The sequence below is a fragment of the Gardnerella sp. 30-4 genome, assembly GCF_001641215.1.
Taxonomy (GTDB): Bacteria; Actinomycetota; Actinomycetes; order Actinomycetales; family Bifidobacteriaceae; genus Bifidobacterium; species Bifidobacterium leopoldii.
In genome coordinates, this window is the sequence record NZ_LXJL01000033.1 from 1 (window position 1) to 15,127 (window position 15,127).

Here is a 15,127-nt window from a genome sequence, read left to right on the forward strand (position 1 = left end):
GTTTATGAGTACATGCTATTGCATTTTTATTAATATTTTTGTTGAGATCTTGCTGCTGAAATTTTAATTAATCGCTTATTAAGATTCAGCAATTTGGTGCTGCATGTTGCGCAATCCACGCGTGCATGGAAACAGCTGCGGCTGCTCCTGCGTTTAGCGAGCGAACAGAGCCAAATTGCGAAATGTAAACAACGTCATCCGCCATTTCTAGTGCTTTTTTAGAAAGACCTGGACCTTCCGCACCAAAAAGCATAAGGCAACGTTTAGGGAACTTGTAGTTTTCCATAGCGACTGCGCCTGGAATAATATCTAGCGCTATAACGCGCGCGTTTTTAGCGTCTTGTTCCTTAATATTTGCGATTTTTTCTGCTTCTTTATTGCCTTCTGCTTGTGCTTTAAGCAAAAGTTGATGCGCTTCTTCTGTTTCTCGAGCTATATTTTCGCGCCAATTAGTTACTAGAGTTTCAATAGTTGGGCAGCATTCAACGTATTGGTAAAGCTCAGTCATTAACGAGCCTTTGCGATTCCATTTATGAGGCCCTACGATATACACTTTTTTCGCAGTAAACGCGTTTGCAGTGCGAACCATAGAGCCTATGTTGAAATCGTGAGTCCAATTTTCTACAGCTACTTCAAACTCGTGGCGTCCTTTAGAATCGAGATCCGCTTTTATAGCTTCTACTTTCCAGTATCGGTAGCGGTCTAGAACATTGCGCTGGTCGCCTTCGTCTAGTAATTCAGTGCTAAACCGCGCATCGTAATTTGGCGATTCTGGATTATCTGGACGAGGCTCACCTGGATGTTCTTCTTCCCATGGGCCAACTCCTATAGGTCGAAATTCTGGCTCATCGGAAGCTTTTGCAGCCAAAGTAATTGGATTCGGTTCGTGCATGTGTGAGTTTTGCTCCGTTTAATACTTTTGCTTAGTATTGGCAGCTAGTAATTGCAGCTAGTCTTGGCAGCCGTCAGTTGCGCAATCTCCTGTGCAACCTGACTTGCAGTGGCCTCTGCAGCAGTTGTCCTCGCAGCATGGCTCAGTGCAGCCGTCATGAGCACAATCGCCAGTGCACTCTACTTTGCAATGGCCGCCGCAGCAATTATCTTCACAGCATGGCTCTGTGCAGCCGTCATGAGCACAATCACCCGTGCACTCTACCTTGCAGTGACCACCGCAGCAGTTATCCTCGCAGCAAGGCTCAGTGCAACCATCGTTAGCGCAATCGCCAGTGCATTTAACCTCACAATGACCACCGCAGCAGTTGTCGTTGCAGCAATCTTCGTGATCTGCATCTGCACGTAATTCTTCTTCATCGAAAGCTTGAACAAATGCCATTTTAGTACTCTCCTCACTTATTGGATTTACTAATTGAAGATGCCTCATGCCTTGTTCGTCGGCGTCAACACCACCAATTAATGCAACTATAGCAAGAATTTGCGCGCCTTGCTGATTAACAATGCCAAAATCAAGACTTAATTCATTGCCGTGTCGTAAAGTCACAAGCGAAGAAGTTTGAACATACGATTTTTCAGAAAGCCAAGAGTCAAGCAATAATACTCGCTTGCCTTTAACTGACGGACCTTTTGTTGCAGGAAAAACAAAATCCATAACAAAGCCGTCGAGTGCAATTCCTTTACGTTCTGCAGCATGAATAAGCGCAAAAACCATCGGCACTGCAGCAGCAGTTAACGCACCAATAGCGTCAACATCGCGTTCTAACGAATACCCAGCTTTCTCAATTGCATCAAAAAGAACATCTCCAACCAGCTTAGAGCCGCGCTGAGCAAATGTAACAGAAAACAGTTCGCTAAATGGTTTCGCACTCATATCCGCACAAAGCATGCGCTTAAGTTCCGCGCGTTCCTCTTGTAATTCTGCCATTTTTGCACTCCTTAGCGTTTAGAGCTGTTCAATTTTTGACGCTTTGATGTTTTTATGCTTAACGATCTTCTACTGATACTTCTGGAGCGCTCAGCTCTTTAACATCAGCTTTATCGGAATCTATAAGATCTATTGAAGCAATAACCTTACTTTGATCTAACTTCTGAAGTTTACGCGCTGTTACCAACACTCTAGACTCAAGTGAGGAAGCAAACTTATTGTAAGCTGCAACTGTTCTTGCCAAAGATACGCCAAGTTTTGAAGCATTTTCTCCAAGAACCGCAAAGCGATCGTACAATTCTCTAGATAAATCGAAAAGTTCTTTTGCATCATCTGTAAGACTTTGCTGCTGCCATGCGTACGCAACAGACTTAAGCACAGCCCACAAAGTAACTGGTGAAGTGAGTGCTACTTTTTGTGCAAAAGCATCATCCATAAGCGTTGGATCCGCTTCAAGAGCCGCCTGAAGCAATGCTTCGTTTGGAATAAATGCAACTACAAAGTCTGGTGCTGTTTCAAAAGCCTGCCAATACGCTTTAGCTCCTAATACTCTAACATGCTCTCGCAAAGCCTTAGCGTGCGCTTTTAGAAGCTCGCTCCTTCTAGCTAATTCTTCGTCACTTGCGTTATCTGGGATTTCACAAGCACGCTGATAATCCGCATACGGAACTTTTGCATCAACTGGAATTGTTTTGCCTCCTGGCAGATGCACAACCATATCTGGCCTCTGCTGTTCGCCATTTACTCCAGTTACAACAACCTGCGTATCAAAATCAACATGCTCAAGCAAGCCTGCAGATTCAACAATATTCTTTAGTTGAGCCTCGCCCCAAGCTCCGCGAACCTTATTATTTCGCAATGCTGCAGAAAGCGAACTTGTTTCGCGGTCAAGCCTTGTTTGCTGCTCACTTAAGCCTTTAAGCTGAGTGCTCAGCACACCCATTTCTTGTTTACGCCCTTCTTCAATCTGCGAAACTTTATTCTTCAATGCTTCGAGATTGTCTTTTACTGGAGCAAGCGCTTCCAAAACTTTACCTTGTTCTTTCAAAGTTTTCTCACGATTTAACCGTTCGCGTTCTTCTCGCTCTGCGCGCAATTGCTCTTCGCGATTCACTCGCAATTGCTCTGCTTGCTGCGCTTTAGCAAGTTCTGCTTCAACAAACTTTAATCGTTCAGCAAGCTGCTCTGCTTGCGTGCGATACCGTATAGCCTGATTACCATTTTCTTGAGCTTGAGCGCGCGCTTGTTCATACTGCGAGCGCAATTCGTTAAATTCGCGCTGGTTTACGCCATTAGCGCCTTGCGTTCCAGAGTTGCGCTTAACAATAGCCAGCACAACAATGGCGGTTATTACAACAGCAACCACCATTAAAACAAACATCACAATATTATCGAACATACGTTCTATTAAACACTATTGAGTTGACTTTTGAAACATAATTAAACACGTGCATTACCTAATACAAAATAGCGTGCTGTCTACTGGAAAATAATCCAATAAACAGCACGCTTTTTTATTTGACTACATTGAAGAATGCAGGAACTACGCAATCTTTAGGGTCACATGGTCGCTAGTATTCTCACAATCCGCAACTACGCGAGCGCCATCATGCACATCGCCAGAAAGCAGCAATCGAGCAAGCTGATCGCCAATTTCCGTTTGAACCAATCTACGCAACGGACGAGCACCATAAACTGGATCATAGCCATGCTCCGCAAGCCAAGCGCGAGCAGAACCGCTCACATCCAAGCTAATGCGGCGGTCGCTCAAGCGTGCAGCCACTTGACGAACTTGAATATCCACAATTCCACCAAGCTCTTCGCGGCTCAACGGATGGAACATAACAAGCTCATCCAAACGGTTGATGAACTCTGGCTTAAACTCAGCGTGAACAGCGTTCATAACAGCCTTACGTTTAGCAGCATCGTCCAAGCCCTCTTGCACAAGGAATTGCGAACCCAAGTTTGATGTCATAATCAAAATCGTATTCGTAAAATCAACCGTTCTACCCTGACCGTCAGTCAAACGACCATCGTCCAAAACCTGCAACAAAACGTCGAATACTTCTGGATGCGCCTTCTCAACTTCGTCAAAAAGCACTACAGAATACGGACGTCTACGCACAGCTTCAGTAAGCTGGCCGCCTTCCTCGTAGCCAATGTAACCAGGAGCAGCACCGATTAGACGCGAAACGGAAGCCTTTTCCATGTACTCGCTCATATCAATGCGAACCATTGCACGCTCGTCGTCAAACAAAAAGTCAGCAAGAGCCTTAGCAAGCTCCGTCTTACCAACGCCAGTAGGACCCAAGAACAAGAAGGAACCAGTTGGGCGATTCGGGTCTGCAATTCCAGCACGGCTTCTGCGCACAGCATCTGCTATAGCCTGAATTGCTTCACTTTGACCAACCACACGCTTAGAAAGCTCCTTTTCCATGTTGAGCAGCTTCTCATTTTCGCCTTGCATCAAGCGACCAACAGGAATGCCCGTCCATTCGCTAACGACTCCTGCAATAGAATCAGCATCAACCTGATCCGGAACCATTGGCTCTTTCGCTTCACTTTTAGCATTAGCGGCCTCAGACTCCGCTTCTTCCAAAGCTTTTTGAATGCTTGGGATTTCACCATACAAAATACGGCTTGCTTGTTCCAAGTTGCCTTCACGTGTGAATTTGTCGGCTTCTACGCGCTTAGCGTCGAGTTGCGCTCGCAAATCACCAACCTTGTTATGGCCAGCCTTTTCCGCATCCCAACGCGCTTTCAATCCAGAAAGCTTTTCGCGCGAGTTAGCTAATTCTTCCTGCAACTTTTCTAAGCGTTCGCGCGCAGCAGCATCTTCCGCTTTCTTTAATTGCATTTCTTCCATTTCAAGACGCGTAACTTTGCGCTGCAATTCGTCGATCTCTTCTGGCTGAGAATCAAGTTCCATACGCAAGTGAGCTGCCGCTTCATCCACCAAATCAATCGCCTTATCTGGAAGCTGTCTGCCAGTAATATAGCGGTTTGAAAGCGTTGCTGCAGCTACGATTGCATCGTCACTAATCGTCACCTTGTGGTGCGCTTCGTAACGTTGCTTAAGTCCACGCAAAATCGTCACCGTATCTTCAACAGATGGCTCGCCAACAAACACTTGCTGGAATCTGCGTTCAAGCGCGGAATCCTTTTCAATATGCTCGCGATACTCGTTAAGCGTAGTTGCACCAACCAAGCGCAGCTCACCGCGCGCAAGCATTGGCTTAAGCATATTCCCAGCATCCATTGAACCTTCTGCAGATCCTGCGCCAACAACAGTGTGAATTTCGTCAATAAACGTAATAATTTGACCGTCCGATTGCTGAATTTCCTTCAACACTGCCTTTAAGCGTTCCTCAAACTCGCCGCGATACTTCGAACCTGCAACCATCGAAGCCAAATCGAGGCTTATAAGACGCTTGTTTTGCAAAGTCGTAGGCACATCTCCTGCCACAATTCGCTGAGCCAATCCTTCTACAACTGCCGTTTTTCCAACGCCCGGCTCGCCAATTAGCACAGGATTGTTCTTCGTGCGGCGAGAAAGAATCTGAATCACGCGACGAATTTCCTGATCGCGCCCAATTACTGGGTCGAGCTTTCCTTCGCGAGCGCGCGCAGTCATATCAACAGAATACTTTTCGAGCGCTTTGTAGTTGCCTTCAGCATCCGGACTTGTCACTTTTGCGCCACCGCGCACAGTTGGCACAGCCTTACGCAACACGTCTGCGGAAACGTTGTGCTTTTTGAAAATATCCGCAACAGCGTTTGGTTCGCTAGCAACCATGCCAATAAGCATGTGTTCCGTAGAAACGTATTCGTCTCCCATTGCGCGCATTTCTTTTTCTGCCTGGCTTAGCGCAGCCAAAAGCTGACGACTTGCATCTGGCTTAGTTGTAGTTGAGCCAGTAGATGAAGGCAATGCCACTAATGCGTTACGAATTTCAGCACCGATTTGTTGCGCGTCCGCCCCCGCCTGAGCAATAAGCGCGCGAACGACGCCCTGCTCTTGGCGGAGTAAAGCATCCGCCAAATGCAGAGTGTCAACTTGCGCATTGCCAGCAGCCGCTGCACTTTGCACAGCGTCGCTTAATGCGTCTTGCGCTAAGGTTGTAAACTTTTGTTCCATATCTACCTCATTTCCACGAAAGCTCTAAAACACATTTCAGTTAAGTCAAATCGCTGCAACTTTTATTGCAATTTCAAGCTTTTTGACGATACTTTTGAGTTCTAACGAGCTTTCACTTTCATGTATCTGATACGTATAACAGATTTTCCTATAACTTTATTCCTAAAACTTGAGTGTACTAGACTCAAGTTTTGTTTTCAAGAACTTTCAATCGCAAATAATTTACGCAAATAATTTAATTAAGCAGCAAGCAAAGTTTAGTTAAGTATCAAGCAATGCTTAATTAAGTAGCAAATATGTCGTAATCTTAAAAGCATGAGAATTGCACGTTTTTCGTATAATGAAGTTCCGCAATACGCTTTCGTTCAAAAAGACGAAACCGACGGTAAAGATTATTTAGTAGCACTTGAAGGGCATCCTTTAAGCCCGCAAGGAGTTAAGCCAACTGGTAAACGTTACGCGTTGGATGCGGATGGCGTGCGCTTGCTTGTGCCTGTAATTCCTTCAAAAGTTTACGGATTGGCAAAAAATTACGATACGCGTTCCGATGACGAGCGCGCTACTTCTCCTGCGGCTTCTTCGCATACCGCTGCAGATATGGTTATTTTTACAAAGCCGAGCACTTCTGTAATTGGTCCGGACGATCCGATTGTGATTCCTGCTTGCTCAAACGACATGAATTTTGAGCCAGAAGTGGCAGTTGTTATGGGCAAAATCGCCAAAAATGTGACTGCAGCTACCGCAATGAATTACGTTTTTGGCTTTACTTGTGTAAATGACGTAACTTTACGAGATTGCGCAGGAAGCGACCCAATGTGGACGCGCGCAAAAGGTTTCGACACTTCTTGCCCACTTGGACCTTGGATTACGACCGAGCTAAATTGGCGCGATGCACATATTTCATTTACGCTTAATGGTGAAAATGTGCCGGAAGCTGACGGCACTACAGCTCGACTTATTCACAGTATTCCTGAGCAAATTGCAGCGATTTCAAGCTTCTCAACGCTTCTTCCAGGAGACGTGATTTTGACAGGAACCCCATACCCGGCTGGGACTTTACGCGCGGGTGACGAAGCGATTGTACACGTAGATGGCATCGGTTCGCTGCGCAATGTGATTGTGCATGCGTAACTACAATCATCAATTTGGCTTAAACTTTGACTTAAAACTACACAAATGCGCGTGGGCCAAAGATTGCCGAACCGATTCGAACCATCGTCGAGCCTTCGGCAATCGCCCACGCAAAATCGCCGGACATTCCCATCGAAAGCTCTAATTTTGCAGAGTTTCCATCATAATCTTGCGCGAGTTGTCCACTTACACAATCTCGAATTTCTCGCAATTTTGCGAAACCACTTCTCACTATTTTTTCATCATCCACGCGCGCTCCGAGCGTCATAAATCCGTGCAAATTAAGCGCCGGAAGACTAGATATAGCGAGCGCTTCATCAATCGCACGTTCTGGCGCGCATCCCGATTTCGTAGCTTCTCCCGAAACATTCACTTCCAACATAACGTCTGTGCAAAGTCCCAAATTTTGCGCGCGCGTAGATATTTTTTGCGCAAGTTCAATGCCGTCAACCGACTGAATACCATTTGCAAGTGGTAAAACTTTATTTATTTTATTGCTTTGCAGCTGACCGATTAAGTAGAGTGGAATTTCACCGTTCACTCCAACGCTTAAACCTTCTCTAGCAGCTTGTGCGCGTAAAATCTCGGCTTTTGCAACGATTTCTTGTGGGCGATTTTCCCCAACTACTCGCACTCCAGCTTTAAGCGCTGCCATGATTTCGCCAACATCTCGCGTTTTAGTTGCGGCAAGTAGCGTAACCGACTCAGCTTTGCGACCATAATGCAATTCGGCTTGAGCAATGGCGTCTTGCACGCTGTGCACGCCGTCGGCAATTTGACACGCACGAACACAATCGACTTCAGTATTCGCTAAATCTTTTTGCGTCATATATGCCATTTATGCCCCAATCTATCAAACCTAACTACATAGTTTAGTCAAGGAAGGGCACGGATTTGTCGGCTAGGTTTGCGCGAACAGAATCCCACGGCGTGTCAAGGCTTTCAAACAACGCAAGCGCATCGGCAGCACTCATATCTACCGATTGATTTTGACCATGCTTTTTGTATCCCAGAAGATACATACAATAGCCAATCATGCGCTCGGCACTCCAGCCAGATTCTCGAAGCGCACCGACGTCTAGCGAGTGCTTACTTTTTGCAAGCCGCTCACCTTGAGCGTTATCAATTAGCGGCAAGTGCGCAAATTGCGGACGCACATAATGCGTACCGTGAGCCGCAAAAAATCCTGATTTTTCAAGCAGCTCACCAATCCAAATTTGAAGCGCCGCAGAACGAAGCAAATCGCGGCCGCGCACAATGTCGTTTACTCCGCTCAGAACATCGTCAACAACAACCGCAAGCTGGTACGAAAAAACGCCATCCGCGCGGCGAATCACCATGTCACCCAAATCGCGATTAATGTTAAACGATTGCGCACCAAAAATCGCATCTTCAAAACTCACATTTGCTTGCGGCGAATCAGCCGAGGGAACAGCAAGCCTTAAAGAATGTTGCTGATTATTTTGCAAACGCTTTTCGATTTGTGCCAGACCTTCCGCGTTTTTACGAAGATTTCTGCACGTACCCGGGTAGCGTATAAAACCGTCGCCTTCCTGCGGAGCTGCGATTGCGCGAATATCGGAACGCGAGCAAAAACATGGGTAGATTAGAGAATTCCCGTCTTCGTCTTGCAAAGATTCTAACGCATCAAGAGCTTCTTGGTAAATTGCAGTGCGTTCATGCTGATAAGTCGGCTCGCCGACCCAATCAAGCCCAGCCCACTTCAAATCGTCAATAACTCGCGCGCTAGCATCCTTTGGCATGCGCGCAATATCAAGATCTTCCAGACGTAAAAGCATGTGTCCGCCTTGCGATTTTGCAGAGAGCCACGCAGCCAACATTGCTACCATATTGCCAATATGCATACGCCCGGAAGGAGTAGGCGCAAAACGACCAATTGCAATAGTTGACTTCGAAAACATGATTTAGTCTTTCTTAATATCTTTAATTAATAAGCATAAACTTGCAAAGCATAAGCTTACAAAATAAAAAGCGCGTAACGCATTCATACTAGCATTACGCGCTTCTTACAATCGCAATCAAGCACAGCTAAAAGCAACTACTTTATGCAAATAACGACTTATACATAACCACACCCAAGATTGCGCCGGCAATAGGAGCAATAACTGGAATCCACGCTTCACCCCAGCGAGAAGATCCCTTGTGCGGAATTGGCAAAATTGCGTGAAGCAAACGCGGCATAAGATCACGAGCAGGATTCAAAGCAGGACCAGTTGGTCCGCCCATAGAAGTCACCAAACCCCAAACCACGAAGCCGACAACGATTGAAGCGCCAGCCAAATTCTTCTCACCCCATGGAGAGGTAAGGCAGCAAAGAGCAGCCAGAACAAGCACAAGTGTGCCGAAGAACTCGTTAAGGAAGTAGTTAAGCTTGTTGTTATACGCATCCGTAGTGCAGAAAGTGCCAAGAATTGCTTCTGGCTCCTCAGTTTCGTTGTAGTGTGGCAAATACGTTACGTACACAATAAGCTGACCAACCAGCGCACCTAAAAGCTGAGCTACAATATAAGGCACAACGTTAGCCCATGGGAACATGCCGTTTACAGCTTGCGCAATTGTCATAGCAGGATTGATATGCGCGTGGGAAATTCCGCCAAACATGAGCACTGGGAACATAACACCAAAACCGTAGCCCATAGCAATATTTAGCCAGCCAGCATGGTGCCCTTTAGTATTTTTTAATTCAACGTTTGCTACAGCACCGTTTCCGAAAATCATGAGAATAGCAGTGCCAATAAATTCTGCAGCCAACATTGCCATAAACGAATGTTGCATGGTCCTTCGATCCTTCTTACCTGTTTCAAACTCCACACACGTAATCACGCGCATAAATAACGACTCGTCACTTAACAATCGTCCAACAACTCGCAATTGCGATTAGCACAGCATGGAACACAATATATTCTCATTTTCAAAGAAGCTAAGAAAATGAATTCCAACATTTATTCTTTGATAGTTTCCCTTATACGCGCGACAGTCTGCGTAAATAGTAAAATCGCCCTCACATCAAAAGAGGCCCGCCACTTTGGCGAGCCTCTTATCTACAAAAACAATATCTGCGGTTTCATCTTCACAACATCCTCGTTGCAACGGTTAAAGTCTTAAATATCCCGTCCAACGTCCACGGATTTCATATCCATACACTTTTGTGGGTTACCGCTATCTCTTTTTTGTTTTTGTAATTATTATTATCATCGTTTTTTACCTAATAGTAAAGAGCAAATTAGCCTTTGTTAACATATTGTCACTACTGTTCAATTGCACACGAAAAATCGTAACTCTTGCGGCCTTTTGTGAACATGCAAAGGTTATCATGTTAAATTACGTTCGCATGAGACACACTCCGGCGTGTCGCAAGATATTTTTCGAGCGCGAAGCAAGCAAATAAAATCGACACTCATTCGCGCACTTCCCTTACAACGCATACAATTACAGAATATGGTACAAATTTTTGACGCTCCCTCAAAGGCGATTCTGCGCGGTCAAATTGCAGAGCATATCGCCGAAGATGAAAAGGCAGAAAAGCGTGAAGCTCGTGAGGGTGAGCTACCGTTGCCAAAAGATCGTTTCTTCGACCGAGAATTAAGCTGGTTGAAGTTCAATCGTCGCGTGCTTGAGTTGGCTCAGAATACAGATTTGCCACTTCTTGAACGCGCTAATTTTGCTGCTATATTTGCGTCAAATCTCGACGAATTCTTTATGGTTAGAGTTGCAGGATTAAAGCGCAGAATAGATTCTGGAATAGCAGTAACTGCAGCATCCGGCTTAAGCCCTCGCCAGCAGTTGCGCGCTATTAGTGAGGTAACTCACCGCCGTCAAGATGAGCACGCTCACTATGTTATTGAGCACATTCTTCCTGAGCTTGCCAAACAGCGCATTGTTTTGCTCAGCTGGGATAAGCTTACAGAATCAGAAAAAGCACGTTTGTCTGATTACTACAAAAAGCAAGTTTTCCCTGTTCTTACGCCTCTTGCAGTGGATCCTGCGCACCCATTCCCGTACATTTCCGGCAAGTCTATTAACTTGGCTGTTATCGTCGAAAATCCAAATTCTGGAAAGTCGCATTTTGCTCGTGTAAAGATTCCAGATAATTTGAATCGCCTTGTACCAGTTGACGATTTAACAGACGAGGAAGGTCGCGAAGAGCGTTACGGCTTCATTACTATGGAAAAGCTGATTGCAGCACACTTGGAATCGCTTTTCCCAGGCATGATTATTAAGGAAGCCCGCTCATTCCGAGTTACGCGTAACGAAGATATTGACGTTGAGGAAGATGACGCAGAAAACTTGCTCAACGCTATGGAGAAGGAACTTCTTCGCCGCCGCTTTGGACCGCCAATTCGTTTGGAAATTTCTAACGAGGCCAGCCCATTCCTTTCTCAGCTTCTTGCAAATCAGCTTCGCGTAAGCCCTGAGGAAGTATATCGCTTGCCTTCGCCGCTTGATATGACGGTACTGTTTGAATTGCAAGCGCTTGACCGCCCTGATTTGAAGTATCGTCCGTTCATTCCTACTACAAACCGTCAGATTGCGGAAGTTGAAACTAGCCACGCGCAAGATATTTTCGCTTCTATTCGCGAGCATGACATTTTGTTGCATCATCCTTACGATTCGTTCTCTACTTCTGTACAGGCATTCCTCGCGCAGGCTGCTGCGGATCCAAAAGTGCTTGCAATTAAGCAAACTTTGTACCGTACGTCTAGCAATTCGCCAATTATTGACGCTCTTGTTGACGCAGCTCACGCTGGCAAACAGGTACTTGCGCTGGTTGAAATTAAGGCACGATTTGACGAGGACGCAAATATTGCTTGGGCTCGTAAGCTTGAGCGCGCAGGCGTTCACGTTGTGTACGGCATTGTTGGTTTGAAAACTCACTGCAAGCTTTCGCTCGTGGTTCGTCAGGAAGCAGAAGGATTGCGCCGCTACTGCCACGTTGGTACAGGTAATTACAATCCTAAGACTGCTCGCTTGTACACGGATTTGGGATTGCTTACTTGCGATCCTGTAGTCGGCCAGGATTTGACTCGCTTGTTTAACCAGCTTTCTGGTTACGCGCCGAAGTCTAGTTTCCACCGCCTGCTTGTTGCCCCTCGTACAGTTCGCACAGGTATTATTGCGCGAATTCAGCGCGAGGAAGCTGCAGCTCTTGCTGGTAAAGAAGCATGGATTAAGATTAAGGTCAATTCTGTAGTTGACGAGCGGACTATTGACGCTTTGTATCGAGCTTCGCAAGCTGGAGTAAAGATTGATATTGTTGAGCGTGGTATCTGCTCGCTTAAGCCTGGCATTGAAGGATTGAGCGACAATATTCGCGTTCGTTCTATTCTTGGCCGATTCCTTGAGCACAGCCGCATTTACGCTTTTGCTAACTCTTGCGGTCCGCAGATTGGCGACGGTCCTGCAAGCGGCCCAGAAGTGTGGATTGGTTCGGCTGATTTAATGCACCGCAATCTTGACCGCCGCGTTGAGACGCTGGTTCGTATCAGTGCGCCTGATCAGGTTGAAGCTTTAATCCAGTACATTGATTTGCAAATGGCTGATTCTACTGTTTCGTGGTGGATGGATGGTGACGGCACGTATACCTTGCATTCTCGCGATAAGGAAGGTCGTCCGCTCGTTGACAGCCAGGCTTACTTGATTCATACTCACACGCGTAAGCCTCGCGGCGCGAACTAATCGCAAGCAACTAAATAAACGATAAGTAAGAGCCAGATTCAGTAACATGTTTCTGGCTCTTTTTGTGTTTATTACCACTTCTAATCTGACTAAATCTCAAGCGTTCCAGCAATAGTCGAAATCTTCTACAGCACCATTTGCCAGTTTTAGGAAGTTTTTTAAGTAATTATTTATCAGTTTTGGCAAATTTAAGGATTATAAAACAATTTGTTACTGTTATGACTGTGACAAAAGTAAAAGATTACGGCACAACTAAAAGTTGTGAAAGAAAACCGCTAAAATAGTGAATATGAGTGCAGTAACGACGCAATACGTTGAAGCAGCTGGCGGAATAATCTATCGCAAGCGCAATATTACCAACAGCTCAAATGCAAGTGGAGAGGCAAAAACAAGCAGCGACGCAATAAAGTTTAGCGACGACGATTTTGAACTTTGCCTAGTCTACCGTCCTAAATATGACGATTGGAGCTGGCCGAAAGGAAAGAACGAGCCAAAAGAATCGCATCGTCACACAGCTGTGCGCGAAGTTGGAGAAGAAACAGGATATTCAGTCGTACTCGGCCCGCACATCGCCAAAATAGAGTATCCGCTTGAACGCGAAGGCAAAAAATCTTCCAAGAACAGCTCATCAAATAGCAACCAAAATCGCAATCCCCAGCCGGAAGTCATAAAGCGAATCCACTACTGGATGATGCGCTTAATCGATAAGCCAACCGCAGCAAAGCGTCTTCCTGCTTTCGGACCAATTAAGCCTGCTAAACCCACTGAAATCGGCAATGTGTTATGGCTTACTCCTTCTCAAGCACGAAAAAAGCTTACGCACGATAGTGACCGCGAAGTGCTAGATGCTTTCTTAGAGAAGCTACACGAAGGTCAAGCAGAATATAGCACGTTGCTTTTAGTGCGTCACGGAAAAGCTGAGTCTCGAAAAACTTGGCAAGGAAGCGAAGCGACTCGACCAATCACGCCTCTAGGTGCTGCCGCTTCATACGCTTTAGGCCGCGAGCTTGCCTGCTACACGCCGAATAAAATCATATCGTCTCCTTGGAAGCGTTGCTTAGAAACAGTTGCGGCTTTTGCGCACGACTCTTCGCTTTCTATCGAACAGGTTGCGGAACTTACAGAAGATTGTCACGAGAAAAAACCAAAATCTACATTGTCTGTGCTTATAAGAGAAATACAAAATATTGAGCAAAATGAACAAAATGCAAGCACAGTCAACAACGCAACCGTCATGTGCTTGCACCGCCCAGTTATCGGCACTTTCTTCGATTATTTATGCGAAATAACAAAACCTAGAGCACACAAACGCATACTCAGCCAAAAATCTCCATACATGCCTACAGGAAGCGCAATAGTTTTGCACATCATTAATACTCCTAAAGGCGCTCGCATTATCGATATTGAAAAGGTTCTTCCAAGTGTCTACTAGTTTAAATTCGCAATCGAGTTCTATTCATTCAAGCAGATCTGCTTTTATGCCAAGCCCCACAGGAGCCGCCCGTCCTAGCAGACCTGCACAAATGGATCCTGCGATGCTCGCGCAGATTGAAGGCGGCACAGATCCGCAGGTTGTAAACGAAATTAGCCACACTTCAGCCGCTGTTTTACTTAACCGCGTTCATAGAACGCAGTCGCCGGAAATCGTTGAGCGCGTGCTGAATTTGGTTGAGAATGAAGGAATTGAAGTTATTGCAGATTTGTGGAGTCACGCGGAAGCTGAGTCTCTTCCTGGAATGTTGTGGCGACTGTATTTATTGCGCATGTCGCTACGAAAACAGCGCGAAGCTTACGCTGAGTATTGGCGCCTTGGCGAGCCTGAAGCAACGAGCGCTTCAGCTATTACAGGAATTGACGAAGCTCCTACAGGAGAGGATATTGCACGACTTGCAGATTCTATTCTTTCCGGTGCTTTTACAGGCGATTTTGCTGTAGCGCTTTACAGATCTTCAGCTTTTACTTCGATTATTGCACGCGGAATGCGAGTTTACGCAGAAAAGTTAGACGAGCAAGCAAATACAATACCAGAAAATTGCAAAAGTTTTGCACGTATCCGCTAATATGCACGCACTCTCGTTATCTTTTGCTCATGGAGCGAAATTGTGGCGCGCAGGAAAGTTGGAATAAATTATTTTCGATTAAAATTGTGCGGCGCGTGAAAACAGAAAACAAGGTATACTCAAAATGATGCTGGCTTGTGCTTAAGCCCCGGGCTCCATTTTTTGCCGCTGCGAGCGGCGTTTGCGCCGACAGGCGCTTTCGCAAGTCAGTATCGTTTCTGT

11 protein-coding genes and 1 pseudogene are annotated in these 15,127 nt (G+C 45.9%); 4 read left to right on the forward strand and 8 right to left on the reverse strand.

The features are described 5' to 3' along the window. Nucleotides 1-85: 85 nt before the first annotated feature. From A5294_RS02815 to clpB, 4 genes are all read right to left on the reverse strand, one after another. Complete coding sequence (locus tag A5294_RS02815) at nt 86-892, reverse strand: TrmH family RNA methyltransferase (protein ID WP_064340414.1); 807 nt, start codon at nt 890-892, stop codon at nt 86-88. Between the two features lie 57 nt (nt 893-949). Further along, nucleotides 950-1,879: a hypothetical protein gene (locus A5294_RS02820; RefSeq protein ID WP_064340415.1), complete on the reverse strand. Its 930-nt coding sequence runs from the start codon at nt 1,877-1,879 to the stop codon at nt 950-952. Between the two features lie 58 nt (nt 1,880-1,937). Beyond that, a complete protein-coding gene (rmuC, locus tag A5294_RS02825) occupies nt 1,938-3,278 on the reverse strand; it encodes a DNA recombination protein RmuC (RefSeq protein WP_064340416.1) in 1,341 nt (446 codons plus the stop codon). 144 nt (nt 3,279-3,422) lie between these two features. Then, nucleotides 3,423-6,017, reverse strand: coding sequence for an ATP-dependent chaperone ClpB (gene clpB / locus A5294_RS02830; protein WP_004119561.1), 2,595 nt, complete (start codon nt 6,015-6,017; stop codon nt 3,423-3,425). A 315-nt stretch (nt 6,018-6,332) separates the two neighbouring features. On the opposite strand from clpB, the gene A5294_RS02835 reads away from it, so the two are divergent. After that, nucleotides 6,333-7,148: a fumarylacetoacetate hydrolase family protein gene (locus A5294_RS02835; RefSeq protein ID WP_004136519.1), complete on the forward strand. Its 816-nt coding sequence runs from the start codon at nt 6,333-6,335 to the stop codon at nt 7,146-7,148. 37 nt (nt 7,149-7,185) lie between these two features. Here the strand turns inward: A5294_RS02835 and A5294_RS02840 are convergent, their stop codons facing one another. From A5294_RS02840 to A5294_RS02850, 3 genes are all read right to left on the reverse strand, one after another. After that, nucleotides 7,186-7,986 (reverse strand): YggS family pyridoxal phosphate-dependent enzyme, encoded by an 801-nt coding sequence (locus tag A5294_RS02840; protein WP_004119565.1) that lies wholly within the window; start codon nt 7,984-7,986, stop codon nt 7,186-7,188. A 34-nt stretch (nt 7,987-8,020) separates the two neighbouring features. Then, nucleotides 8,021-9,070 (reverse strand): glutamyl-Q tRNA(Asp) synthetase, encoded by a 1,050-nt coding sequence (locus A5294_RS02845; RefSeq protein WP_004119568.1) that lies wholly within the window; start codon nt 9,068-9,070, stop codon nt 8,021-8,023. A gap of 142 nt (nt 9,071-9,212) precedes the next feature. Beyond that, nucleotides 9,213-9,944 (reverse strand): MIP/aquaporin family protein, encoded by a 732-nt coding sequence (locus tag A5294_RS02850; protein WP_032842372.1) that lies wholly within the window; start codon nt 9,942-9,944, stop codon nt 9,213-9,215. Between the two features lie 663 nt (nt 9,945-10,607). Here A5294_RS02850 and A5294_RS02855 point away from each other — a divergent pair. From A5294_RS02855 to A5294_RS02865, 3 genes and pseudogenes are all read left to right on the forward strand, one after another. Continuing rightward, nucleotides 10,608-12,845 carry an RNA degradosome polyphosphate kinase gene (locus tag A5294_RS02855; protein WP_064340417.1) on the forward strand — a complete coding sequence of 746 codons (2,238 nt, stop codon included), beginning with the start codon at nt 10,608-10,610 and terminating at the stop codon, nt 12,843-12,845. Nucleotides 12,846-13,134: 289 nt separating this feature from the next. Next, nucleotides 13,135-14,277 carry an NUDIX hydrolase gene (locus tag A5294_RS02860; RefSeq protein WP_064340418.1) on the forward strand — a complete coding sequence of 381 codons (1,143 nt, stop codon included), beginning with the start codon at nt 13,135-13,137 and terminating at the stop codon, nt 14,275-14,277. A 46-nt stretch (nt 14,278-14,323) separates the two neighbouring features. Then, nucleotides 14,324-14,972: pseudogene (locus A5294_RS02865) on the forward strand (thymidine phosphorylase). Here the strand turns inward: A5294_RS02865 and A5294_RS06890 are convergent. After that, a partial coding sequence (locus A5294_RS06890; protein ID WP_231880179.1) for a hypothetical protein occupies nt 14,922-15,127 on the reverse strand: 206 nt, incomplete at its 5' end. The pseudogene A5294_RS02865 and the gene A5294_RS06890 overlap by 51 nt on opposite strands.